Here is a 26,979-nt window from a genome sequence, read left to right on the forward strand (position 1 = left end):
ATTCATTCCTCAATTAGTTAATTTTTCGATTATCTATATCGTAAATCCCAATAGCATATGAATCATTTTCAATCCATTTCTTTACTGCTTCTGTTTTAAGTACACCTTCAACCTCTTTTTCTATTTTCTGCCCAAGTTCTCTCGTTCTTACTTCATCATTGCTAATCTTAGTTTTTATATCAATAGCAACAGGTTGATTCTTTTTATAATTTATTTGCTGAATCCCAAACCCTTCATATCCATTTTTTCTGAATACGTCATCAAATATCTGTCCAAAAACTAACTCCCATCTATGTTCTGCATTTACAATCTCCTTGTTTCTTTGAGATATATTTACTTTATAAGACATAATGCCTTGAATTTGCAATCTTTTATTAATTTCTTTTTTTATTTCGTTAGCATCTTCGCTATCAGCAATCTCTAAATCTACTATTCTTTCCTTTTCATCCCATATAGCAGCACTAAAAAAAGATTCCTCCTTGACTGTCGCTGTAGCAATATCCATAACTATAGAATCTTCACTTTTGGATTCTTCCATTTCAGACTCACAAGCACACAATAAAGCAATTGAAAATAAAAATACAATCAACTTCTTTCCTCTTTTCATTGCACTTCCCTCCGTAAATTTTCATTTACGATAAACTTTTACTTTCACATATAAATACCTTCTATAATTTCAAATTTTAACATTATTTCACATTTTCTCCTCTTAAAAAGGAAATTACAATTAATAAATAGAATATCTTCATGAATAAATAAAAAGTGAGGGATATATAATGCAACATGTAAATACAATTGATATTAGTAATGTACTACAATTGGAAAAAACGCTTTCGACTTTATTAAATAAAATGATTTCTTCAAAACTAGACCTTGAAAATTGGTTAAAAGAGCAGTCAAAAGTGATTTGGGAAATCGAAGAACAATTAAAATCACATTATATCGCCTTTCAATGTAATACGGATGATGAAGAAATAAAAGATACTTTTGAACATGATCAACAATTTGTAAAGCCACTTTTAAAGCGGTACCAAAATTTATTGGATAATAAATATTTAGAGTCACCATTTCGAATGGAATTAGATTCTAACGTATATGGTTTATTGAATGCAAAAATAAAAAATGCTCAAAAGTTATTTTGTGAGGAAAATATCAAATTAGAAATACAAGAAGACAAATTAGTCACAGAGTACTTTGAAATTACTGGAGGATTAATTGGAATTTGGGACGGAGAAGAAAAAACGATAACAGAATTACAATCCTATTTACAAGATTCGAATCGTGACACCCGTAAAAAGGCAAAAACCATTATTTCTGAACAATTTTTATCTGTTGAAAAAGAACTTCAAAACATATTAAATCAATTAATTGAAATTCGTCATCAACAAGCAAAAAATATTCAACTAGAGAATTATCGCGATTATATGTTCAAAAAATACGAGCGTTTTGATTATTCAGCGAAAGATTGCTATGAACTAGCTGAATCCATACGTAAGTATGTTGTGCCTCTTAAAGATAAAATATTACTAGAAAAAAAAGAGAAACTGCAAGTGGATACGCTTCGCCCGTGGGATGTATCAGCTGTAACTCCAGATCAAAAAGTACTTAAACCAATTGCAAATGAAAATGATTTAATGGAAAAGAGCACTCATATCTTTAATAAACTAGATGTTGAATTTTCAGCACTTTTAAACCAAATGTATAAACATAACTGTCTTGATTTAACAAGCCGCAAAGGAAAAGCATCTGGAGGCTTTTGTGAGTACTTACCAGCTTCACAATTATCATTTATTTTTATGAACTTAAATTATACACAAGATGATATTATCACTTTTATACATGAAATGGGTCATAGTATTCATAACGAACTCATAAAACCATTAGAAATACGACAGTATATAGAAATTCCAGCTGAAACAGCTGAACTAGCCAGTATGACAATGGAGTTATTCTCGCTTAATTATTGGGATACCTTCTATACAGACAAAAAAGATTTAAAACAAGCAAAAATTAACTTCTTTAAAGATGTTATTTCATATTTACCTATTATGCTTATTGTCGATCAATTTCAACACTGGCTGTATGAAAATCCAAGTCATACTTCTGAAGAAAGAAATGAAAAATACTTACAACTTCAAAAACATTATCAGTCTAGCGTCATACATATTGATGGCTACGAAAACTGGATAGCAACGAGTTGGTTACCTGTACTCCATATTTTTGAAGTACCATTTTATTATATTGAATATGCGATCGCCCAACTGGGTGCATTACAAATGTATAAACAATATAAAGAGGATCCAAAGCAAGCACTAGAAAATTATAAAAAGGCATTATCACTAGGAAGCTCGCAATCTATAAAAGAAGTGTATGAAGCAGCTGGAATTCGTTTTGATTTTTCTGGCGAAACAATTAAAGAATTAATGGCATTTGTAGAAAAAGAATTAGAATTACTTGAGCAATTATAAGAAGAAAACTACACTTATATTTTAGGTGTAGTTTTCTTCTTTATTTTATTAATCAGTTCTATGTACTGAATATCTCCATATCCAATTGTTGGAAAAACATGAAGCAACTTCGTTAATAATTCTTGAGTTGATACGTCTTTATTTTTAAAGATAAATTTCATTACAGCATTGTCTTCTTTTAGCATTTCTAAATATAGATCTATAGTCTGATACATTACAGGTGGTACCTTATAGAAAGTCTTTTTATGATTTACTAATACTTCATTGTATACCGAAGAATAATTTCCTAATTCAAGTTCAATTTGATTTACTTTAAATTCATCCTCTCTGAAGCTATTTAAATATACTTTCCCTTCATAATAAGACTGTTCAAGATATGAAAGTATTGTAAGTAGATTCATTTGGCAAAACATATCTTCACCAAACCATAAGACAATACATTTATACTTTTTCGTAAAAAGTTTTTCTAGCGGATCTATAACCTTTTTTGTATAACTTTCTACGGAACTGTTGTGTCCTTCCGCTCTTGTTTTAATAAAATCGTCATCAAAAATTTTTGTAGTAGCGGGGTTCACACACATCGCCTCATTAAATGGTGCATAATCAGAATCACCCATTAACTTTTCGTTTTTAAATTCTTCATACATAACTTGACCATTTAATATGTTAAGTACTTCTTTATCAAATAGCTCACTCTTCCTATTTCGTAACTGTTCAACCTCTAATTTTCTAGAAATATTCATATTAAACGCCCCTTCTTTATTTAAATTTAGTTTAACAAATGATTGAATAGTCATTTTGCTAAGTTGGTATTCTCTTGGATTCATTCCAAAAACATTTTTGAAAGCTCTACTATAAGCTTCTTGGGAAGAGTAATCGTAATCCAATGCGATCTCAATTATTTTCCTACCATTCTTTAAATCTTCTGTAGATAAATACAATCTTCTAAGAAGAATATAGCGTCTCATACTGAAACCCGTTACTTGATGAAATTTAAAAGAGCAATAATAAGGAGAATACCCCATGTAACGAGATAATTCATCTAATGAAAATCCCTTTTTCAAATTGCGCTCAATCCAATCAATCATCTGCTGTATATGTTCATTCATTTCCTTCACTCCTTATAAAAAGTATAAGAGAAGTGCGTTTCATTCTTTTGATATTTCTTGTGTTTTATAACATGAACCATTCTGTAAAATCTATATATGTGTATTAATCTTATATTTTTATCTATCTTATTTTGACATACCTTCTATTCATTTTTCAATTTAGTGTTCATTCGTATGCTGGTAAGACCTAACTAATTATTAAAGATCAATTTACATCATATTTCATTTACAAAAGCAATATTTGACGGATATCAAGAGGAAAAGGAACTGCCTAAAAAGATGATAGACCAGTTGCCTATATTTATTAAATTAAAGGAGATTTTTGAATATAGCTTAATGCATATGTATTGGGATAAAGAAGAATTAACTGAGGAACAAGTACGGATAATGAACCTTTATAGGATGAAGATCGAAACTAATCGTTCTCTCATTAATATTTAACAGAAGTGTTGTTCAACTACATGGTAATGATAGTTGAACAACATCCTATAATTACCAAATTATTTTAAATGGTATTCTACATTTCGTCTTTTATAAATCGATGTTCCTTTCCATGTGTTTTCTTAATTAAAATTGCTTTATACAAAGATGCTATACCTAATATAGCAAATAGGATGATTATAGGAATACGAACAATATGTGGAACATAGCGCGGTAGAAAGAAAAGACGAACTTTATCATCTATACTAAATATCTCAAAAATTAACGGGACTACACTTTGATGTATCAAAAAAAAGATACCCATAAATACTAAAAGAACAACAATAGCTAGTTTTTTCTTAGGTAATTCAACCGCTTTTCTGTTACCTTTCTTTTTGTTATCATCACGCAATGTTTTCATGCCATTCTTCATTTCAAATAGCAATTCAGATCCACTTTTTTCAATTTTTAAGTAAGCAATTCGCCCAAACCACCAAGCAAAAAACATTCCTGTACAAATGCCAGTCAACACACCTAGCCATTGTAAGAACTGTACATGTAGTAATGTCCCAAGCCATACAACTAACAAAGCGGGTATAGTTGTTGCCATTACCATCACCATCATTAACCACGTTGTTATAAACATTTTACTCGCATTCATATCATCACCTGAGATAACTGATCCTCTCCCGCGGCGATGAGGATCAGTTATCGGTACTACGTTAAATACAGAAAATAACATAATTAGACCTGCTGCTCCACCAAGTAATGCTGGTATTACTGTAAATACCCAAGGATAAATGAAAGTAAGCCCGCTAGAAATTGTGAAAATAATTGTTGCTAAAATTGCAATTGGACCAACTGCTATCAACCATGCAAATTGACGACCACGCACATCAATTCGTTCTGCGTCAGGTGTCGTCAAAGTTAACCATAATGCACTCCCATCAAAACCATATATATTACAGGAAAACATACTTGTGAATACAATCATAATTATCCCTGCCCAAGGCATTAAGTACGATATATTAGCGCTTGTAACTAAAATACCATAAAATACCCCTATCCAAATACCCATTCGGAGGAAACGGCCACGTTGTGGATCTCTTCTCCAACTTTTTAATTCTTTCGTAATTGTTGCTCCAATTTTCGTTTCTGAAAAGAAACGTAAAGCTTTTCTATGTTTATTAGTAGTAATCCTTCCTTCGATTTTCTTAGTTTCTGTACTTTTCATTAATAATGTAGCCCATATAAAAAACAGCAATCCACATAATATTGTTAGAACAATTAAAAAAACAAGAACTAATAACCAATTGGATTGAATTGCATACTCTACAGCGAGTATCGCCCAACTAGACGGAAACATGTAAAGTAAAGTTGAATCACTAAGTGTCATCTTATTAATAGCAGGAAGTACATACCAGCCCACATTTAGAAACGCTATAATGAAACCAAAGAGCATTGCTCCCACTTCCATTCCAATCCTTGATTTCAACGTCTCACCAATAATACTAACTACTACTTTTGATAACAATACTACAAATATTAACTGTAAAATAATTGCTGGAATTGCAACTATAGTTGCAGATAAGCTAACCCTAGCTGCGTAAATGAATAGTCCTATGAAGGCTATTAAACTAACAATTGGTCCTAATCCTATAAAAGCTACAACAAGTAACGCCCTAGCAAGTTTATAAGAAGTAAATGGAAGCAACACGAAATATTCAGAACGTAATATTCCATCTCCCCCAGCGATAATTGGACCCAAAACCCACCCTACTGTCCACAGAGCAAATGTAATGTATAGAATACTTTGTGAAACGTTCTGTTCCGTAGGATAAAAAGAAAAAAGCAGCATGGTTCCAATTGCAATTAATAAGCCAATTATTCCTGTAACAATGAAAAGAACTGCTTTACCACTATTCATTGAATTTTTAAGGATAGATAACTTCATTCGAATCAAAACACTAACCAAGACAGTTCCTCTCCTTTAACAGCAGGAATCCCTACTAACTGAACGAAAATGTCTTCGAGGGTTTCTTCACCGCAAACCTCTCCCATTGTTCCTGAAGAAACCACTCTACCTTTTGAAATAATTGCAACGTGATCACAAAGTTGTTCAACTAACGCCATGACGTGACTTGAAAATACTACAGAACCACCCGAACTAACAAATTTCTGTAAAATCTTTTTGATAGTAGCTGCAGAAATAGGGTCTACCGCCTCAAACGGTTCGTCGAGAACGAGTAATTTCGGCGCATGAAGAAGTGCAAGTGCAAGGCCAATTTTCTTGCGCATACCAGTAGAATAATTAATAACTAAAGTCCCCTCAGTATTATTTAACTCTAATATTGTAAGTAATTCTTCTGTCCGCTGAGCAACTTCCTTAGCACTCATTCCTCTTAACAATCCCATATATGTTAATAATTCGCGACCAGTAAGTCTTTCCGGTAAAGCTAACCCATCTGGTAATACCCCAATCAATGTTTTAGCTTGTTTTGGATTACCCCAAACATCAATTCCAAAAACTTTTGCGCTCCCACTATCTGGTCGTAACAAACCAACGGCCATCGATAAAGATGTAGTTTTCCCTGCTCCATTAGGCCCAACAACTCCGTAAAAAGATCCTCTTGGCACAACTAAATCAATATGATTAACTGCAATAAATTCTCCGAAACGCTTATATAGTTTCAAAAGCTGTAGTGCTGGAGCAACTTGCTCAAATTCAGTATGCATTGAAATTGGTTCACCAGTTTTCATAAAATGGACTCCTTCTTTACAAATGTAATACCCAATTACAAATCTCAATAACCTTACTCATCCATTTGCATTGTTAGAACGGATATAATAAAAAATGAATTTAGGAAGAGCTTTTCTTTAATTACAATACTGCGCTACCAAATCATTTAAATATTCAATGTTTGTAGCAGTTACATTTTCAGATATTCTAGCCGCAATAATAATAGGTGCCCATTGAAAAATCTCATCTCTTGATAATCCAGTATTTCTGCAATAAATATGCAAATACTTTTCAGCTAATTCTACCGAAGATTGTGAGTACAACAAGTATGTTCGAAACACATCTGCACGAATATCACCTGAACTAGCATCTACCCAGTCTATAATACTTACATTCTTTTCACTTAAAATTAGATTAAATGGATGGAAATCGCCATGGCATAATCTAGGATCAAATTTGATTGAATGTAACTTATTCAATATACTTTCCTTTTGTTTTTCATCCAATTTATGTACAGATTTAATTTGACGCTCTAGCCTTTCCCCCATTGCTTCCATTTCATCTGTATTCACATGTATAGCATGAATCTTTTTTTGTTCATTCACACAAATATTTATATAATACTCTACCTCATTTAGATTATTAAGTAGGAGATCACCAATACTGTCCCCTTTTACGTATTCCATAATAATTGCCTGTCTATTTTGTATCTTTGTCACTTCAAATACGTTTGGAACTGGCAGCCCGCATGAATAAGCATATTTTTGTTTTTTTGCTTCATTCATAGACTCTGTATTTGGGAGGTAATCTTTAAATAATTTCATAATCTTATTATCATATAGATAAATTTCCGCTGTGTTCCCTTTTGCTATCGGATTTCCTAGATTCAATTCATTTATCTCCTTACTATAAATTAAGCTAATACATTATACTCCTCTATAAATTCAGTGTAATTATGCTGAAACCCTTCTCCACGAAAATATAAAAAACTTACCGCTTTCCATCATTAAATAGAAAGCGGTAAGTTTAATTGTTTAGGAATATCAGAATGAAACTCTGATGTATGCACAATTGAAAATGTATATCCTTGCTCAATAAATGATACTTCATTACGTTTACATTCAAATAGTACACTATTTTTCTTAAAGTTATTTTGGATTCGCTGTAAAAATGCGACGTCTGGTGTTCCAAAAGAAACATGTACTTTCGGTGGTAAAGCTTTCATCGCAATCGGGATCCAAGGTCGCTGCCACCAAGTTGCGACGATATATGCAGTGCCGCCAACTACAAAGTTAAAAATATCCCCGTCTTCCATCGTTTTCATATTTAAATTTGATTTCAGCCATTCCCTAAAAATAGGTACACTTTTAACAGGAAGACCAATTTCCCTTATATATAAAATGTTTAAAGGTGACTGCGGTACTAATACCTCTTCTTTAACATAACTATGCGCGATAATTTCGAGTAGATTTCCATCTCCGTCTTTAAAGTATAAATTGAATAGCTCGTTCTCCTCACCAATTGTATTTCCATCTTTCCATTTCACAATAAGTAACCCAGACTTTTCAAGCCATTTTGCTGTTTCATGAAATTTTGAATATGAAATTTCAAAGGCGAAATGTGCTGGAGCGATTGGTTCGTATACTTCTTGAAAACTAATTGTTGTGTAAGGTGTTACTTTAAATTGAATAAATGATGCCGTTTCTTTTTTTATTGGAAAAGATAATATGTCCTTATAAACTTGTTTTACCCCTTCTATAGAAACTGTTTGTAGTTTTATATCTGATATATGTGTAATCACATTGCATACCCCCTTGCTTCTTATTATCTATTTGTATTGTATTACATTTATAAATAGATAGAATCAAACGGAAGGATGGATTTTTCAAATACAAACTACAACTTTAGTATGAATATTTAAGTTTATCCTGCATTGTTTCCATACAAAAAGCTGCCTTTTCTTAAACGAAGAGCAGCTTTTACAACAAAACATATTATGATTTTACAGCAATAATCATAAATCTTTTTGAATTCGTACGAATCCCTTTTTCAGAACTATTAGCTTTAATGAACTTTTGCAAAATATTAAAATCCTCTTCCTCTTCTCCAAAATTAGGAATAATAGGCGTATGTTTTAATAAGAAAATGAAATCTTCAGCCGTACTGTAATAATCAGTAACATCATATTCACGTACTTGCACGAGTTCCAATCCTGCACTAATAAGTTCACTCATATACTTTTCTTTTAATGTACCATCTCTTTCACCTAAGCATTGTCCTCGCCCAAATGCTTCCTTAAGATTTAATTTATCATGTTCGCTTACTTGTTGTGTTAAGAAAAAAGCACCTTGTTTCATTACTTTTGCTAATTCGGATGCTGCAAATGGTGCGTGACAACTTGAAACAATATCAAAATAAACATGTGGAAACGTTAAAGCTTCAGAATCCATTTGCAGAAACTCAACATTTTGTACACCTGATTTTCTCAAATTGGAATGTGCTTTTTTCAATCATTCCGTTAGAATTATCTATTCCAATTAAAGATTTAGCTGATGATGCTATATTAAGTACATTTTCTCCTCCGCCTGTACCAACATCAAGTAAAATATGTGATGGTTTGCATCTTTCTTTTACCTCTCTATAAAAGTCCCCTGAATCTCCTGCAGTTTCACATTTTATCTTACCAAAATCCCATCCATTTAATCTTCCTACTTTATCATAAAAGTTTTTGTACTCTAATTCGTTCATTTTATGTGTTCCCCTTTGTTGATACATATAAATTAAAATGAATATTGATTATTTATTCTATATTTGTAAGCCAAGCTTCATAAAACGCTTGAATAGTGCGGTATCTTTTACTTTTTTCTTTATGCAGCGCTTTTTTACATATATTATATAATTCTTGTGAGCTCTCCCATTTTTCATAGCTTTTATCATTTTTTCCACCGATAAAGGAAAAAGCAATTCCAGCTAATACATACACATTCGTTTCGCTTGTAATTTGTGCATACAGTTCATATTCCTCTGGTGCTTTAAAGCGAGCTGTACCCCAAAAATTCTCCCCAATTTCATTAAACACTGGTGCTTTTTGAAAAAAATCAATATCACAAATCATCAATTTTGATTGCTCGAAATTATATAAAATACTACCGTCATAAAAATCAACCATGACATAGCCTAGTGACTCCACATAGGTTGCAAACTCAAAAATCTGAGTCAATATGTTAAGTCTCTCCATCACGGATAATTGTCTTAACTTAACAAAAGGTGAATTTGGTGAATGGTGCTTTTCAAACGGAGTAAAGTCCCAATGATTGTGCATGCATTCCCCATCTATCCAATGAAACTTTAAACAAAACCCATTTTGCATTTGAATACAATTAATATATGGAACTAGTAAAGGATGTTGAATTTGTTCATATATTTCTTTTGCTTTCATTAATCGTTGAATTGCATCCGCTACATTACCTTTGTACTCTAAATTACGTGCACCGGCATACTTCAAAAAGTAACGATGTCCATTTTCAATAATACCAAAGCTAATATTTCCTGAATCTTGCTGATCAAAAACAGTAAATACTTCTACCCCCTTTAACCAATCAAAATTATGTTCCTCAGCTAATGTTATTGGGTATTGATTTTTTCCTATTGTAATTTTTATCATGCGCTGCTCCTAGCTTTGAGCGAACGTAGTTTATAGAGGTATGATACGCATACTCAAATTATTTTTACCTCATGCTTGATTTTCTTCTGTTTGTTCATAAAACATCACTCCTTTCAAATACAGGCTCTTAATTTCATTCAATAACTACCAAAATGTTCTTACTTTCTATTATATATTATAAAATACAAATTATAAGGAAAATATATTTCATATGCACAAATAGTTTACATAACATTTTTATGGTTTATTTACATGTATAATCTACATCTCTTCCCAACCATACATACTATATAAAACAGTACAGACTCCTTTTATATTCTTCATTTTTATTTCCTCCTTAAAATACATGCAAAAAATAGGATTCACCAAAAAATTACAGAATTATATATATAACAAGTATTGGACGGATGATTTTCAAATTCCTCTATCATAAAGGTGGTATAAACAGTGTGAAACCTATACAAGGACGTAGCCTTACCGTAAAGACAACTTTTTCTAAAGAATATAAGATTTTTATTTTTGGTTTACTCATTTCACGAATTGGGGACTCATTGTATACTTTTGCGTTACCTTGGATTGCCTATCAATTAACCGGTTCAGCTGTCATTATGAGTTCTTTATTTGCTATTAACGTATTGCCAATCGTTTTATTTGGTCCTTTAGTTGGTGTAATAATTGATCGTTATGATCGAAAAAAGTTACTTTTGGTAGCGGATATTACCAATATTATTTTAGTAAGTCTTGTTCCAATACTACATTCATTACATCTATTAGAAATTTGGCATTTATACATAATTACTTTTATGTTAGCAGTTATGTCCATGCTTTTTGATGTAACAACTGTTACAGTCATTCCGCAAATTGCTGGAGCATCCTTAACGAAGGCCAATTCTTTCTATCAAATGGTCAATCAATTGGCTAGTTTATTTGGTCCAATGATAGCTGGGGTCTTCATTTCTTTTATTGGCGGCTTTCAGTTGCTTTGGATTAATGTTCTTTCATTTATTGCAACATTAGTTGCTGTGATGTTATTACCGTCTATGAAAACCACAAATAAAAAATGTGAAGATAAAAATACACTTCAAAATATACTATCTGATTTGGTTAATGGATTTAAATGGCTCAAAAATGACCACTTAAATTTAGCTTTATCTTTTCAAGCTATGATAGGAAACTTTGGAGCAAGTGCAGTTTTAGGTATATTCATGTATTATTTATTATCCACATTACAACTTACCCCAGAACAAAGTGGGGTTAATTATTCATTAATTGGAATAGGTGGTCTTTTAGGAAGCTTTATTGCAGTTCCTTTAGAAAAAAGGTTGCAGCGCGGCATACTAATTCCTTTACTCCTATTTGTTGGAGCAATTGGCTTAACTTTTGCACTTTGGAATACATATTGGTTCGTTCCTGGAATTGCTTTCGGTATTGCAATGACTTGCAATATTGCATGGAATACAATTGTAGCCACAGTTCGCCAGGAAACCGTTCCATCAAATATGCAAGGAAGGGTTTTAGGGTTTTCACGTGTACTTACACGATTAGCTATGCCACTCGGGGCATTAGTAGGAGGTATTATTTCAGCCTATAATCCAGTACTTGTATTTGCTTTAGCTGCTTTCACGAAGCTAGTTGAAGTTTTTATTGCACTATATAGTCCAATACGAAAACTATAATAGAAGGAGAGATAATTATGTATGATTGGTTAATTGTAATTACGGATAAGTTGATAAAGAAAACAATATAACCTAAGAACTATTTTTATGCTTATTAATCGATTTTATAATATAATAATTACATAATTATATCACCTGTTTATTCTGTTTATTCTTTTTAGTTTTCCATCTCTCCTCCTTTCCCTTTCCATAATTCTTTTCTTAGTAAAAAACATTGTATGCGGAACATAAAAATAATAAAAGATCCAATTTCTTAATTTTAACATTAAGAAATTGAATCTTCTTTCATTACCTTGTATTAATCATACTGTGTTAATATATATTATAAAGAATATACATTTTATATAAGTTATGTTAATAACACATAAGCTAATAAAACTTTACTGATTACGCTCAAGACATTCATAAACCGCCATCATATCTCGTTTATCCAATTCACGAATACGATTAAAAATTGGTATTTGCTCAACAGCCTCTGTTAATAAGCTCTCATCCACAACATCACTAACTTTTCCAGTTAACCATGTTTGTACATCCACACCCTCAACAACTTTTTTTAGTCCTTCGTCATTAATACCACTTGCATTACAAGTTACACATGGAATTGTTAATTTAAAGACACCATCATGCAAATTATCTTCCGTTATAACTTTCTTTCCTTTACAGAATGGACATGGATAACCTTTTTTAATTTTATTAATTTGGGTAACTAACTTTTTATATCCAAATGCTTCGTATACATACGTAAGTTTTTTATATTTACCATTTGTGAAATACTTATCTATCATGTTTTCTCTCGTTTCATAAACATTAGGGAAATCACAAACAGTTACTTGATTATTACCACTAATGAATTCGATATTTCCTTTTATTTTATCCCAGAATGGTAAGACATTTTGTAACACTATTTCATAGTTTGAAAAGCTTGCCTGTTCTAATTCAAACATTTTCAATGCAACTTGTACTTTTCTTGGCAATAAAGAAACATCTTCTGTCAATCTCATATCGCCACCAACTATATCCTTCAATTTATGAAGTGCAGGTAAATCACCGACTATTTTCAACACTTCATCAACTGGCTGATTGATAATTTCACGAATATCTGAGTTGCCAAATTTAAGTGGTTTATGATGATTTAAAACCGTCCCTTCACAAATTGGACATGTCACCATTTCTTTAGAAGTCTTAATTTCTTCTTTAATAGGTGCTTTTGAAATAACAATATATCCACCAATAATCGTATTAAAACCTACCCATGTTCTGCGTGTCTTTCCTTTTTTATCATAAAATGATTTTTCAAAATACCCGTACCAAAACGTATGCTTTTCTTCTTCGGACATTTCATTATAGCTCTTTGACAAATCTTGACCAAGCTCATGTTTAATTTCATCAAATAGAAATTCTATTTTTTCATATTGATAAAATTTTAATACTTTCATGATTTCCGGATCGAATAAACCATCCCAAAATGGAACGTTTTTATTTTGAATTGTAATATCTTTATCGAAAACTTCAATTTGAAGACGTCCAGAGCAAGATGGACAATGGTTGTCCTGTGAATAGAAATCAAAACTTCTCGTATCTTTATTAGTTGGATGAGCAGCTACAATATGATTAATTAGTCCACCAACCTCATATAAAAAACTATATTGACTATATAAATGCCTCTCAAAATCAATAGCAATAACCGGTGCAATTGTATCAGATTCATATTCACCATAAATTAAACGCGCCATTGATGATAAGCTTTTTAAGATACCACCCTTATAAATGTTTTCAGCATTTTTAAAATAGTTAATATGATCTTCTTCTAAATAATGAACGCCTTCCTTCTGCTTAAGGGCTGAAGAAATATGTATTTGTTCAGCATTATTCACACTGCTTTTTTGACGATAATAATCTTCATGACTTACTACATCAAGATGATTGATAGATTCAAGCTGTCTTTTCCCAAAATCTACAATATAATCAGAGCTTTCTAACATGTAACTATTATGTTCAATCATGATGATAGAGACTGATTCATCTTGCAATATCCCTCTAACACTATCTATAAATTGATTTAAAATATTTTGTGATAAACCTTTTGAAGGCTCATCAAAAATAAATAATGTGTGTGGATTTCTAGTGTTTGCAAATAACTCCGAAACTAAATGAACACATTGAAACTCACCTGTTGATAATGTTTGTGTTTTTCGTTCTAACGTTAAATAACCAAGTCCTAATTTAATGAGTAGACTCAAGCGTTTATACGCAATATCTTCATTTGGAAGTTCACCAATAATATCTTCAATCGAACGCTCAAAAATATTATCAATTTCTTCACTATACTTTGTTAGTTTCTTTTTAATATCTAGAAAAGTTGCTACAGTTGATCGACTTGTAATGGATTGATTTCGATCTTGCCCTACCATAACTAGTTTATCTTTTGGATATCGTTTCAAGAAATCTGTAGCTAAACATTCATTGACAAGAGTAGATTTCCCACAACCAGATTCTCCTGTAACTGTTACAAGCCTATTTTTAGGAATCTGAAACTCCACCATTTGGATATTACGGCAATATAATTCTTGGAATGTATAATATTCTGTTGGTACTTCTTTATTTAGATCGCACAGTATTGATTTTGGTCTTGGTGATTCTTTCACAATTTGTCCACCATATTTTCCGCTACCAGGTCCAAAGAACAATTGCTCATCTGTTGTATCCAGTACTGTATCTGAATGATCTATAAGCCAAATTTGATTTTTACACCCTAATTTCTTGATCTCTTCTAATATTTGTAATAATGTTCCATGATCAAGTCCAACTGAAATCTCATCAATAATAATTACAGCATTTTCACTTACTGCCATGAATTCAGCTAAATATAGTCGTGTTAACTCTCCACCTGACAACGTACCCATTATTCGATTTAATGTTAAATAACCAATGTTCATATTTATTATGTTTTGTAATATATGTTGCTTTGCTTCACTAATATTTAACACTTCCGCTAGCGAAAGAATAGACTCAACACTTAAATCATTAATATTTGAAATGGTATGTGGTTTAGCAAATAAATCTATAGTATGTTGTTCAATTTCTTCACTATAACGTTTTCCCTTACATTTTTTACACTCAATATTTTTATTAGTACCTCGGCCTTTACAACCAGAACACCAACCTAACTGGTTATTAAATGAAAAAACCTCAGGGGAAAGATGAAATACGTCAGCAAGTTTTTCGCGAATTTCAGTGAAAACACCAGTATGAGTACCTAGCGTTGAACGTGGATTAGAAGAAATTGATGATTTCCCCAGAAAAAGTACTAAAGGCATATCCTCCATCTTAATAGCACTAAAATTCGTTTCCATGATATTAGGAAATAAATATTGATATTCAGCCTTTGGTAATAAAGAAACTAATCGTTTTTTTGATTCTTCACCAATTGTTTGACAAAAAGTTGTTTTACCTGATCCTGATAAACCAGCGATTCCAAAAGACTTATTAAATGGAATGACTGTATCTAATTTGTTTATGTTATTAGCAATTAATTGGTTTACCTTCATATTAACCTCTATTCTTATTTCTCATTAAAATCATATTTGCAATATAATAATTACACAATGAATATAACCTTTAAGTTGATTACACTCTTAATTCAAGAACCTTATCTTTATATATTTCAAACCACTGTTGCCATTCATCTTTAGAAAATTCTTTTTCTTTCCCTTCTAGTACGGAGGAAAAAAGATCTAAACAAATATGCCAACCCGCTATATCTTTCGGAGTATGATCTGTTAACTCATGAATGTATTCTTTAAGAAGTAAAAGAGTACCATTTTCCTCTTTATGTATTTCAAATCGTACACAGTCTTTATCCCAAGTAAATTCAAGCACTGCGTTTACTTGACACTCTAAAATATCGATATTTATAAATGAACCGTCCATCATATCAAACTTGATTATTCCACCTGTTTTAAGGCTTTCGATTTGTAAATTAGACATCCATTTTTTCAAATTACTGTTTTCTGTTAAAACAGACCAAACTTCTTCTATTGAATATGAAAAATAACGCTCAAATTGCACTACATATTCATTACCTTGTTTCTCTATTACTGCTAACATTATTAATTAACCCCCTTTTCGTCAAAACGAATGTATGTTCTTTATTTTACATGATTTCAATTAAAAAAGAAATCACTATTACACCCCATTAATTTAAGAGGTTTTTGTTAGCTCCAAAATGGATTGACTTATTATATATGAGAGCTCTAATCTAGTTGACCATGCTTTTATCGGATCAACTAGATTATCTTGGTTAAGCTTGTTCACGTATTTTAAACCTTCTACTGCAATGTAACCAATATTAAAATCTGTAAAAGTATTTATAATCATCGGCCATTCTCCATCAGTCATTCTGCATTTAGAATATTTTATTATGTAATCAATTGCTCGTTTTGATAACGCACATGAACCAGCTGTAATATCTACTTGTTTCTCTAATTGTAATGACATAATTTTATTTGATACTGATTCTGTAACTTGCCATTCTTCAGGATGTGTCTGAAAAGCTTTTTCTGTTCTGACAATGATTAAGTAATCTACATCTACTATATTCTGAATGAAGGAATTAAGTTCAGCTGGATATTCTTTAATCCAAGTTAGCAAACGATCAAAGTCACAATAGTGATAGTAATCATAATCATAGTTACTAACAAACTTTAAAGAATCCCTACGCGCATTCCCTACACCTAATTTTTCTACTATATTTATATGGAAGTTACTTTCCTCTAGTTCTTTTACAATCTCTTTTGGTGTTACATTACTAATTGTTATATATTTCTCATCATAATTTAAGTTTGACAATTCCTCTTTTAATTCTTTTATTGCAGATAATAAGCTCCCTGTTGGATCATGAGTAATACATGTTAATGCCACTTGTTTTATAGGTTGCATAGTATATTCATCCCCTTTGCAAAATAAAAAGCAGAAAGACTACTTTCTGCCAATTTTATAATTAGTATTATATTTCTTATGCTCAATTTAATTCATATTATGCAACTTTAAGGAATTCCCCTTATGTTGCGTTCTCATTTTCATCGAACATAGAATTACAGCATATAAAGAAACGCTATGACTCATGAAATTATTATACTAAATCTACTTACTTGAAAAACTTATCGTTTAATCGCATCAACAATTAACGATGGAAAACCAAGTTTATCACCTTTATTTCTAGAATCATACCTTTTCGAACGGAAAATAACACCGTCGTTTGCATCCCATTCATTATAATAAAACTGACCATTTTCATCACAATATTCAAGTAAAACTACCTCAAATCCAGCAGTTTCAAACATTTTCATTAGTGTTTTATAGGTATGGACAATTTTATGACTTGCTGCTGGGTGATCTTTTGGGCCAGGTCCACCTATTTGAACTATCTTTTGGTACGCCTCATCTCGGAAAAATGCATCAGGAACACCGCACCGAATATGCCCCTCTTGCTTTAAAAATTCATAGCAAATTTCAGCAGCTCTTACACCTTCTTCAAACGTAAGGTGTTCCCATACATGCTCAGCTAAGATAGCTGAAATAGAATTGTATTCAAATCTTTCTTCCCACGTAGCTTTATCTAGTAAATTAAGTTCATTTTCTTGCGTTTGTATCCATCCAGGATTATTATTAAACACCCCTGCTCCGACTACTACTTTAATTTCGTCTTGTTTTATTGCCATCACCTTCACCTCGTAAACATTTTAATTATTAATATATTCTATGTTTACTATTATTCTACCTTCTAAAATAAATTAAGAAAAAATGGTGATTGCTTTAACAAAAATGAGTTATGAAAACAGTTCATGATGCACAATTATTTTTGTACTCTATTCTTCAAACGAATAAGCTGTACTATCTACTTTTATATTTTTCTAAATTTGCGAACTAAAGTGAACACTATACCTGCAAAAACCATCCATAAGCCCATTGTTGTACTGTTAGTTGTACTGCCCCCCGTGTTTGGAAGCTCTTTATATGTAGATTCTTTTTTATCGAAATTACTGTTGTTTTGGATATTACCGTTATTAGTACTACCTTTAGCTTTGCTAGCGTCTGTATCCTTCACTAATACTTTTTGTATTGCATGTACCTTATTACCTACAGAATCTGTCACACTATATATTATTTCAAAAGTACCAGCTTTAGTGGTATCTCCAATATCTTTATATACTACTTTAGAAGTAAGATCACCGTCTTCTTTATCCGTAGCTGATACACCTACCATCGGATTGAATTCATCTCCCTTAGTAATTGTAGTTGTAGAAGGTACTTTTAGTATTGGTATGTCATTCTTAACTTCTTCTCTACCTGTGACTGTTACAGTTTGTTTCGCAATTTCTTCATGGCCTTTAGAATTTGTAACTATATACGTTACTATGTAAGTACCGACTTTAGAGGTATCTACTTCCCCCTCAACTTTTACTTTAGAAGTAAGATCGCCGTCTTCTTTATCAATAGCTTTTACTTTTGCCATCGGATCGAATGATTCTCCTACAGTAATTGTCGCTGCAATAGGAACTGTTAATGTAGGTTTTAGATCTGATGTTTCTCCATCTCCCTCTACAATTACAGTCCGTGTTACCGTTGCTTTCCCACCTTGAGAATCAACGACAGAGTACTCCACAATGTATTTGCCTGGTTTAGAAGTGTCTACATCACCTTTATGTTCTACTCGAGTTGTTAAATCACCATCTTCTTTATCAATAGCTTTTATATTGCTCATTGGGTCAAACTTATCACCGACACGTAGTGTAATTGTTGGCGGTACTGTTAGCTCTGGGACTTGGTTTGCCTCAGTTTTTTCGTTTTCTTTCACTGGTCCTTTAATTTTTGCTGCATCAAAAGCTTTTTGGACCGTTTCAACCTCAATGGAATTTGCCCCATATTTATTTGTTGCAACTTTAAGACACGCTAATCTTAATTCAGAGAAATTAGAAGTCATGTTCAATTCATCAGTATTTGCATAATAGAAAATATCAAACATTTTATCTTCACCAATACCATTTACAGTTACACCGTTATGAGTACCACCTTGTGCAATTAAATATGCGACTTTATTAATAATACTTGAATTAAAATGAACGCCCTCATTATCCTCTCCGTTTAAATCACTGAATTTACTATAATCATCCGGATACGGTACTCCATCAAAAAATTTGACTGAAGATGGATCTTTCATATTACGGAGAACGGATCCACTTTGTTCTCCTATTGTCCAATTAAATTCTCCATTATTTACATATTTCTCAATAGCCGTTCCCATAATATCAGATAATGCCTCGTTAATTGCCCCGGATTCTCCAAAAAATTCAAGATTAGATTCACTAGATGTAACCGCATGTGTAAATTCATGGCCCGCTATGTCAAACGCTCTAACCATTGGATCACCATATATAAGCATACTAACATTGTTAATATTAGCGCTAAATGCATTCCCCCAATTTTTAGGATCATTTGTTTCTCCTGAATCCCATGCATGTACAACTGAAACTACTTTTTTTCCGTTATTATCAAAACTATTACGCTTATATTTGTCTTTATAAAAATCATATACGTTTGTCGCTAAGAAATGAGCACTTACCGCTTTTGGGTCATTAAATGTTGTTGATGTGCTAGTTGCTAATATACCAGGATAATATTTATCTTCAAAAGTAATATCTCTATAATTTACATCGTACGTCTCAATTCCTTGCCCTCTTGTATAATCGGCAAGCGCATACTTCCCGTTACTTTGTTCAGAAATACCAAATGTACGAGTTATTCCTAAATCATCTTTTCCAGTCCCGGTTAATGATTTAAAATTACTTTTTTTACTCTCCTGAATAGCTTCAACACGCTCTTCACTTACTTTTAAATCTGACTCTTGCACCATATTTTTCAACATATCACCACTATGAGCATCCACTAAATAAGTTCCAGATACATAGTTTGGTGTGGCAGCTGCAAATGTAACTTGATATGCATTTGTAGCCTGCCCACGATTTTCATCAACAAAAATAACTTCCTTAACTTCTGCCTCAGAAATAAATTGAATATCCTTTCCATACTTCGTATAAATATATTGTTTTGCTTCTTCTTTTGATAAATTAATAGGATTCTTTAAATCTTCTTTTGCTAAATTTTGTGCGCTGTCTCCTGAAACACTTTTAATAACACCTTTTTTATCTACATGAGCAGTCAATTGATGTCCATATACTTCTTTTCCTTCATATATTTGTTGCATACGCAAAAGTGTCGTCCCATCATATGAACTACGTTTTTGAAGAACCTTGTAATCTACCCCTTTGTCTCCACTAACTTGTTTTGGAGACAAAGCATGCTCTGTCTTTTCCTTAAGTGCATCTTTCACTACATTCTCTGGCGTCTTTTGTGATGGTTGTGTAAGTTCACCGGTACGAAACGAATCCTCTTGAACATCAACTTGCATTTGAACCATTTCCTCTGCATAACCTACCCCATATGGTGTTACACTTGCTAAAGCTAATCCTGTTGTTAATGCAACTATAGCTATTTCTTTTTTATTTTTCATGTTATTTTCCTCGTATAATTTTCTAAAATATGAAACTGCTAAAATCCATACAATTTATTCCTATCATAAAAAGATGACTTTTGTAATCAACAAAAGTCATCCCTTCAATATGTAATATCCCTAATATATTTTTAATGCATAATTTCTATATAAACAGAAAAAAGCATTCATTAACGAGCATTTTGCAATACTTTTATTAGGTCATTTATATTTTCAACTTTCTGCTGAAACTGATCAAATCTACTATGTAACAATGAAGGATTCTTATCTTCAGTTGAAATAACTTTTTTTAACTCCTGTTCTAATATATCATATGTATGAAAGAAATTATCAAATTCTACACTTACAAGTTCTTCATTTTCACGATAAAATCTTCTTGCTTCTATATAAGTCATATATGATTTATTTAAAAATCCTAATGAAACTAAATATTTAGAAGTGTTTTCTTGATAAATAGCAATATCACATGCTATTTTCATATCAGAATAAGTCTTTTGAACGAAACAATGCAACTCAACAATCTTAAGCTTTAATCCGTTATTCATTTTATCCCCTCCTATCTATTCTACATAAAAAAAGAATATTATACAAAGTAAAATATCAGTATAGTACAAAAATAAAAAGCGAAAGAATAACTTCTTTCGCTTTTTACAGTAATACATACATTTCATATTGTGCTAAAGAATTCTTTTCAAATCCAGTTTTCTTTAAAAACCCTTCCAGTAAACTGTTGTTTGGAAAACTAATTAATAAGCTTTCTAAATTCAACTCATCTCTTGCTACTTGTAATAATTTTGATCCAATACCACGATTTCTATACTCTTTGTCTACGAAAATAAAACTAATTTTACCTTGTTCATTTATACATATAGAACCTTTTAAATCATTATCGACATATGCGCCATAAAATGTATGATTTGTTTTTTCGATATAATCCATATCATTTTGCCAGTTTATATGGAAGTGTAACCATTTCTGAATTTCAACTTTAAAAGCAGGGAATTCTAATTGTTTTACTTCAATTCCCTTACATTCTTTATGTATTATTTTAGTCATATCTTTTAAATTATAATAAGATAGATCGTACACTTTTTCATAGCCTAATTTATTATAAAAACGAATCGCCCGGTCATTGCCTACAATGACTTCAAGGAAAAGTTGCTTACACTCATTTTGAATCGCCTCTTCTTTATGTAATTCAAATAACTTTTGGCTCACACCAATACCACGGTAATTCGGATGAACTGCTAATGTTCCGCAGCGCATTGTTTTTATACTTTCATAAACCTTAATACCACTAAGTATTACACCAACTGGCTTGTCACCATCTAAAGCAAGAAACGAGTGTTCTAACGAATTCCCTTCTGCTCCAAAAAACCTTTTTATAAAATCTTCTTTTGAAACTTCCATCTTAATAATATAATCTGAAAACCCATCCCTAAAAGCCCCATACACTAAATCTATATTTACTTCACTGCATCTTTTGTATTGAATCATATAAAATTATCCCCCACTTACTCGTGTTAAACTTAACATACAAATACATAAAATGTACTAATTCCACTTTCCCCATCATTCTTTAACTTTTAATTCTATCCCTTAATTTGAAATGAACGGACACTTCCCTACATATCTATCACTATTAATTTGTTTTATAACAAACGGTGCAATATCGCCATTTTGTATTTTAATTCCTGGCATATCAAATAAACTCTCTTTTATACTTCCAATACCATTTCCCTCTATAACAAATGGTAATCTAACAATTGTCCAATCTACCTCACTATTTTGGATAATTTGTAATTCTTTATATTTATCTTGCATCATCTTTGGTAAAAACAATTTAAATAAGGTAGCTCCTATTTTATTTACCATTCCCTTCTGATCTCCCGTAACATTTAAAGAACCTCCGGAAATTAGAATATATCTTTTAATTTCAAACTCCTTCATCGCTTCTAAAACATGCTTCGTTACTGCACTAAAAATGTAAGGTTCATTTTTCGGTTGACCTACCGCATTAACTACAACTTGGCACCCTTTAAGTAATTCGCGTATTGAGGAAAAATCACGTGCATCCCCAGTAATAGGCTCTATACTTTCATTAGTTATCGTCATATTATTAGAATTTCTCGTTAATATTTTTACTTCATATCCCTTTTTTAAAGCTTCGTTTACAAGGTATTTCCCAGCTTTTCCGTTTGCACCCAAAATAGCTATTTTATTTGTACTTTCCAATATTAAACCCCTCTTACTATCTATGATTTACTACATTAATCTCATACACACGTAAAAAAGCAATTAAATGCTCGCAAGCCCGTTCACATGCTAACATTTTAAATATTTTTTGTTCCTCTTTTGTTTTATCATTTGCTTGATCTGAAGCAGCTTTTAAACATAAAAAAGGCTTCTTATTGATTTGACATACATAAGCAAAAGCTGCGACCTCTTGATCAACCGCCAATGCTCCGTATACAGTATGAAGTAAATATCTCATTTCTGAACTACGAATACGTTGATCTCCAGATAAAAATGTACCGAAATGGATTGAATCATAAGATCGTATTTTTTTTATTCTCCTTACAAGCGATTTTGTTGTTTCAATAGGTGCTGTTCTACCATTATATAAGTTAAAAACATCTTCGCCTGAACCAGCAGCAGTAACGTCGTGTTGTATTGCATTAAGGGCTACTACAATATGACCATTTTTCACCTTATTTGATAAACTTCCGCATATCCCTGTCATAAACAACTCATCAGGCTGAAACTCACTTATTAATAATTGTACACAACTTGCACAGCTTACTTTCCCAACTCCAGTTATAACTGAAATAATTTCCAGATCATTTATAGTATGAAAATGAAATTCCCAAGCTGCTCTTTTTTCAATACGTTTACTTGGATAATATTGATGCAAATACGTAAGTTCTGGTTCCCATGCGGATACGATTGCAATACGTTTCATTACACGTTTCACTTCCCCCATTGTTGTCATTTAAATAAGGTATCTATACTTTCTCGTTCATAATCTAGAATCCACTTTTTATATTTCTCATATAAATTTCATATTGTTTCTTTATTCTTCGCAATTACTTTACATCCTCTATCATCGTAAATACACATGATAATATCTTTTGTTGCATATATGAGAAATACATCTGAATAAGAAATTTCTTTTTTTGCGTCCAAACGAGGATAAAAACCTGGAAAATCTTCATGATTTGCAACTTGAATAAGCTGGTTATACTTTATATCGCTAGCAAAACATTTTAATGAAAATTGATATGTACAATATAAATCAGCTTCTTCATCTTCAAATAGAAAAGGTAATGTTTCTTGTCTTAACTTGAAATTTAAATCCCTCTTTTTAATAAAACTATTGTATACATTTATTTTCTGCAGATTTTTCACATTTTCCTTTTTAAATCGATAAACATTTGTTACTAAAAACACTTCATCTTCTTTTGAAAATATATTTTCAAATAAGTATTTATTATATGTATAAAGTTGAGTGAAGTATTTCATATTTACATCGTCGGTTCGTTCTACATATAGGCCTTTCCCTTTCCAAAAATAAAAATGTAAATGATTTTCCCACTGAATGTATATATGTGGTACTAATGTAACTCCAGGAAATATTTGATTCATATATTCTTTTAACTATATTTTTATATTCTTTCTACTTTACAATTTCTTTTAACTGCCAATATGCATCTTTTAGCCAAGGATGTATAACTTTCAACGTTTCTTTTCTTTCCCACAAAAATGAAATATATGCAAAAGCAGCATGTTCTAAAGATTTTTCTAATTCTTTTTTTACTTCTACTAAATAAGGTGGTGTCCCATTATGATCCCATTCTATTTTATCAGCAACAAATAACACTAAATCCATCTTCGTTGCATGTTTACGCAGTGTAGTATGACAACTAATGGCATTTAAAATTTCTTCATCTTCCACTTTAAATATCTCTTTTGCAATTATTCTCGACAGCTTTTGATGAATAATCATCGGGAATTCTCGTTCCTCTTGTAATATCTCTATTCCAAATTCTTCAGCAACTTCAACCCGCTCTTCATTCGGAAAGATTGCACTAATATCATGTAAATATGCTGCCATTGCTGCCTTTTCCTCGTTTTCATGATACTTAATCGCAATTTTTCGCGCTTCATTTGCCACCCGAATTGAATGTTTGTATGTAAGTTCTTTTTTGTATTTTAATAGAAAAACTTTTAAATCATTTTCAATTTTTCCAGTCGGAGTAAATGAATAAATATCTTTATATAACATCTTAAGTCCCCCCTTCTTCCAAACTTTCAATATAACGTTTCATTTAGATATCCTTTTTATTTGTATTCGTTATGAATGTTTTAATCCCTTTTTATACGTTACATGAAATTTTATGTGGAATCATTGCTACAAAACACATAAATGTTTGATATTATAGTAATGTTAATGATTTGTAAGGAAAGGAACTACATAATGAATAAAAATATATTAATTATTGATGATGATAAAGAGATTGTTGAATTACTTGCTGTTTATTTGCGAAATGAAGGCTATAACATTTATAAAGCATATGATGGCGATGAAGCATTACAAATGATTTCTACATATGAAGTTGACCTTATGATTTTGGATATTATGATGCCAAAACGAAATGGATTAGAAGTTTGCCAAGAAGTTCGTGAAAATAATACTGTACCTATTCTTATGCTGAGTGCAAAAGCAGAAGATATGGATAAAATATTAGGACTTATGACAGGCGCCGATGATTATATGATTAAACCATTTAATCCATTAGAATTAGTAGCTAGAGTGAAAGCTTTACTACGAAGATCATCTTTCCAAAATGCTACTTCTCCAAAAAATGAAGATGGTATGATTCGCATTCGTTCTGCTGAAATTCACAAACATAATCATACTGTTAAAGTAAATGGAGAATATATTAAACTTACATCTATTGAATTTGATATTTTATATTTACTTGCGAGTAATACAGGAAGAGTATTTAGTTCTGAAGAAATATTTGAACGTGTTTGGAATGAAGATGGTTATGGTTCAAATAAAACTGTAATGGTCCACATTAGTAATTTACGAGATAAGCTTGAAACAGGAATGAATGGAGAAAAATTTATTCATACTGTTTGGGGAGTAGGCTATAAAATTGAGAAATGAAGCATTTGATATATTAAAAGATATCCCGAAATGGAAACTTATTTTTTGGCTCTTATTAGCTATCACACTCACCCCTATTACTGAATTAATTATATATCGCCTCGTTACGAGTGTAATTGAGAGTTCGCTTACGTTAAGTGAACTTGGCAAAGAATTCATTAGAATTTTTGGTTATGAAAAATATAAGGGAATAAAAGAATCTCTATGGATGATGATTGTCTCTTATTTATTTTTATTTTCTATTTTCTCATCCTACCTATACATTTTTTATCGTCATGAAAGAAAGCTTTACTATGAAACTTGTATTAAAAAAATGATAGAAGAGATTCGCTATATTGCAAATGGAAACTTCAATCATAAAGTTTCTATCGTAAACCATAATTATCTAGAAGAGTTAGCAAGCGGGGTTAATCAAATTGTTGAACAATTGAAAGTCTCGATTGATGAAGAAAGACAGGCAGAACAAGCAAAAAGCGAACTTATTACAAATGTATCGCATGATTTACGCACTCCTCTAACCTCTATAGTTGGATACGTGAACTTAATCCACCATGATAATTATAGAGATGAAGTAGAATTACGACATTATATACAAGTCATTTACGATAAAGTAACTCGTCTTAATGCATTAATGAATGATTTGTTTGAATATACACGTGTTCAAAATAAAGAATTAAGTTTATATTCTGTCCCTATTGATATTGTAGAACTTCTTGGACAATTAACCGTTCAATTTCGAATACAGCTTCAAGAGGCTAATATTGATTGTCGCCCCTTTTTCCCATCAAAGAAGTTAATGGTATTAGCTGATGGAGACAAATTAGTGCGCGTATTTGAAAATCTAATTATTAATGCTATCGCTTACGGTAACGATGGTGATTATATTGATATTACTGCTTATGAAAGTAATAATATGATCGCAATCGATATAACCAATTACGGCCAACCTATTCCTAGTACCGATTTACCTCATATTTTTGAACGTTTTTATCGCGTTGAGAAATCGCGCTCTACAAACACTGGTGGATCTGGACTCGGATTGGCAATTGCAAAAAGTATTGTCGAATTGCATAAAGGAACAATTGAAGTGTATAGTGATGACAAAAAAACAACATTCACTGTAAAACTACAACCATATAAATGTTAATACAGCTTAA

The 26,979-nt window shown here is 31.5% G+C and carries 21 protein-coding genes and 3 pseudogenes; 5 read left to right on the forward strand and 19 right to left on the reverse strand.

Translation table 11 applies throughout. The features are described from left to right. Positions 1-13: 13 nt before the first annotated feature. Entirely contained in the window at positions 14-607 is a 594-nt protein-coding gene (locus tag LMD38_RS14185) for a DUF4030 domain-containing protein (RefSeq protein WP_061182391.1), read from the reverse strand. A 169-nt stretch (positions 608-776) separates the two neighbouring features. On the opposite strand from LMD38_RS14185, the gene LMD38_RS14190 reads away from it, so the two are divergent. Next, positions 777-2,468: a M3 family oligoendopeptidase gene (locus tag LMD38_RS14190; RefSeq protein WP_016717553.1), complete on the forward strand. Its 1,692-nt coding sequence runs from the start codon at positions 777-779 to the stop codon at positions 2,466-2,468. A 14-nt stretch (positions 2,469-2,482) separates the two neighbouring features. Here the strand turns inward: LMD38_RS14190 and LMD38_RS14195 are convergent, their stop codons facing one another. Continuing rightward, positions 2,483-3,577: a helix-turn-helix domain-containing protein gene (locus LMD38_RS14195; RefSeq protein WP_062822434.1), complete on the reverse strand. Its 1,095-nt coding sequence runs from the start codon at positions 3,575-3,577 to the stop codon at positions 2,483-2,485. Positions 3,578-3,799: 222 nt separating this feature from the next. On the opposite strand from LMD38_RS14195, the pseudogene LMD38_RS14200 reads away from it, so the two are divergent. Beyond that, positions 3,800-4,018 (forward strand): annotated as a pseudogene (locus LMD38_RS14200) (protein kinase); the annotation flags it as partial. Positions 4,019-4,094: 76 nt separating this feature from the next. Here the strand turns inward: LMD38_RS14200 and LMD38_RS14205 are convergent. From LMD38_RS14205 to LMD38_RS14230, 6 genes and pseudogenes are all read right to left on the reverse strand, one after another. Further along, positions 4,095-5,972: a hypothetical protein gene (locus LMD38_RS14205; protein WP_016717550.1), complete on the reverse strand. Its 1,878-nt coding sequence runs from the start codon at positions 5,970-5,972 to the stop codon at positions 4,095-4,097. Further along, positions 5,957-6,757 carry an ABC transporter ATP-binding protein gene (locus LMD38_RS14210; RefSeq protein ID WP_000847755.1) on the reverse strand — a complete coding sequence of 267 codons (801 nt, stop codon included), beginning with the start codon at positions 6,755-6,757 and terminating at the stop codon, positions 5,957-5,959. Before LMD38_RS14210 ends, LMD38_RS14205 begins: the two co-directional genes overlap by 16 nt. A 117-nt stretch (positions 6,758-6,874) precedes the next feature. Beyond that, positions 6,875-7,627, reverse strand: coding sequence for an aminoglycoside phosphotransferase family protein (locus LMD38_RS14215; protein WP_062822435.1), 753 nt, complete (start codon positions 7,625-7,627; stop codon positions 6,875-6,877). A 116-nt stretch (positions 7,628-7,743) separates the two neighbouring features. After that, positions 7,744-8,538 (reverse strand): VOC family protein, encoded by a 795-nt coding sequence (locus tag LMD38_RS14220; protein WP_016717549.1) that lies wholly within the window; start codon positions 8,536-8,538, stop codon positions 7,744-7,746. A 193-nt stretch (positions 8,539-8,731) separates the two neighbouring features. After that, positions 8,732-9,485, reverse strand: a pseudogene (locus LMD38_RS14225) (class I SAM-dependent methyltransferase). Positions 9,486-9,537: 52 nt separating this feature from the next. Beyond that, complete coding sequence (locus tag LMD38_RS14230) at positions 9,538-10,401, reverse strand: serine/threonine protein kinase (protein ID WP_016717548.1); 864 nt, start codon at positions 10,399-10,401, stop codon at positions 9,538-9,540. Positions 10,402-10,850: 449 nt separating this feature from the next. Between LMD38_RS14230 and LMD38_RS14235 the strand changes: the two genes are divergently transcribed. After that, on the forward strand, positions 10,851-12,077 hold the full coding sequence (locus tag LMD38_RS14235) for an MFS transporter (protein WP_016717547.1): 1,227 nt from the start codon (positions 10,851-10,853) through the stop codon (positions 12,075-12,077). A 380-nt stretch (positions 12,078-12,457) separates the two neighbouring features. Here the strand turns inward: LMD38_RS14235 and LMD38_RS14240 are convergent, their stop codons facing one another. The 11 genes and pseudogenes from LMD38_RS14240 to yqeK all read right to left on the reverse strand — a co-directional run bounded on the left by LMD38_RS14240 (position 12,458) and on the right by yqeK (position 24,934). Next, entirely contained in the window at positions 12,458-15,628 is a 3,171-nt protein-coding gene (locus LMD38_RS14240; protein ID WP_061182909.1) for an ATP-binding cassette domain-containing protein, read from the reverse strand. A 79-nt stretch (positions 15,629-15,707) separates the two neighbouring features. Next, on the reverse strand, positions 15,708-16,187 hold the full coding sequence (locus LMD38_RS14245; RefSeq protein ID WP_016717545.1) for an SRPBCC family protein: 480 nt from the start codon (positions 16,185-16,187) through the stop codon (positions 15,708-15,710). 93 nt (positions 16,188-16,280) lie between these two features. Beyond that, entirely contained in the window at positions 16,281-17,018 is a 738-nt protein-coding gene (locus tag LMD38_RS14250; RefSeq protein ID WP_062822436.1) for a hypothetical protein, read from the reverse strand. A gap of 221 nt (positions 17,019-17,239) precedes the next feature. Beyond that, a complete protein-coding gene (locus tag LMD38_RS14255; protein WP_016717543.1) occupies positions 17,240-17,800 on the reverse strand; it encodes a class I SAM-dependent methyltransferase in 561 nt (186 codons plus the stop codon). A 182-nt stretch (positions 17,801-17,982) separates the two neighbouring features. After that, positions 17,983-20,649 (reverse strand): M4 family metallopeptidase, encoded by a 2,667-nt coding sequence (locus LMD38_RS14260; protein WP_016717542.1) that lies wholly within the window; start codon positions 20,647-20,649, stop codon positions 17,983-17,985. Positions 20,650-20,819: 170 nt separating this feature from the next. Continuing rightward, positions 20,820-21,194 (reverse strand): hypothetical protein, encoded by a 375-nt coding sequence (locus LMD38_RS14265; RefSeq protein ID WP_016717541.1) that lies wholly within the window; start codon positions 21,192-21,194, stop codon positions 20,820-20,822. A gap of 103 nt (positions 21,195-21,297) precedes the next feature. Further along, entirely contained in the window at positions 21,298-22,146 is an 849-nt protein-coding gene (locus tag LMD38_RS14270) for a GNAT family N-acetyltransferase (RefSeq protein WP_062822437.1), read from the reverse strand. Positions 22,147-22,248: 102 nt separating this feature from the next. After that, on the reverse strand, positions 22,249-22,884 hold the full coding sequence (locus LMD38_RS14275) for an SDR family oxidoreductase (RefSeq protein WP_062822438.1): 636 nt from the start codon (positions 22,882-22,884) through the stop codon (positions 22,249-22,251). A gap of 16 nt (positions 22,885-22,900) precedes the next feature. Then, complete coding sequence (gene mtnN, locus LMD38_RS14280) at positions 22,901-23,641, reverse strand: 5'-methylthioadenosine/S-adenosylhomocysteine nucleosidase (RefSeq protein ID WP_153019397.1); 741 nt, start codon at positions 23,639-23,641, stop codon at positions 22,901-22,903. Further along, positions 23,638-24,294, reverse strand: a pseudogene (locus tag LMD38_RS14285) (DUF3885 domain-containing protein). Before LMD38_RS14285 ends, mtnN begins: the two are co-directional and overlap by 4 nt. A gap of 31 nt (positions 24,295-24,325) precedes the next feature. Then, on the reverse strand, positions 24,326-24,934 hold the full coding sequence (gene yqeK, locus LMD38_RS14290; protein ID WP_062822441.1) for a bis(5'-nucleosyl)-tetraphosphatase (symmetrical) YqeK: 609 nt from the start codon (positions 24,932-24,934) through the stop codon (positions 24,326-24,328). A gap of 192 nt (positions 24,935-25,126) precedes the next feature. Here yqeK and LMD38_RS14295 point away from each other — a divergent pair, with 192 nt between their 5' ends. Both LMD38_RS14295 and LMD38_RS14300 read left to right on the forward strand, forming a co-directional pair. Next, on the forward strand, positions 25,127-25,822 hold the full coding sequence (locus LMD38_RS14295; protein ID WP_062822442.1) for a response regulator transcription factor: 696 nt from the start codon (positions 25,127-25,129) through the stop codon (positions 25,820-25,822). Then, positions 25,812-26,969: a sensor histidine kinase gene (locus LMD38_RS14300; RefSeq protein WP_001243301.1), complete on the forward strand. Its 1,158-nt coding sequence runs from the start codon at positions 25,812-25,814 to the stop codon at positions 26,967-26,969. The genes LMD38_RS14295 and LMD38_RS14300 overlap by 11 nt, the downstream gene beginning before the upstream one ends. The last annotated feature ends 10 nt before the right edge of the window (positions 26,970-26,979 follow it).

Origin of the sequence: Bacillus pacificus (assembly GCF_020861345.1) — a bacterium.
In the GTDB taxonomy this organism is placed as follows: Bacteria; Bacillota; Bacilli; order Bacillales; family Bacillaceae_G; genus Bacillus_A; species Bacillus_A pacificus.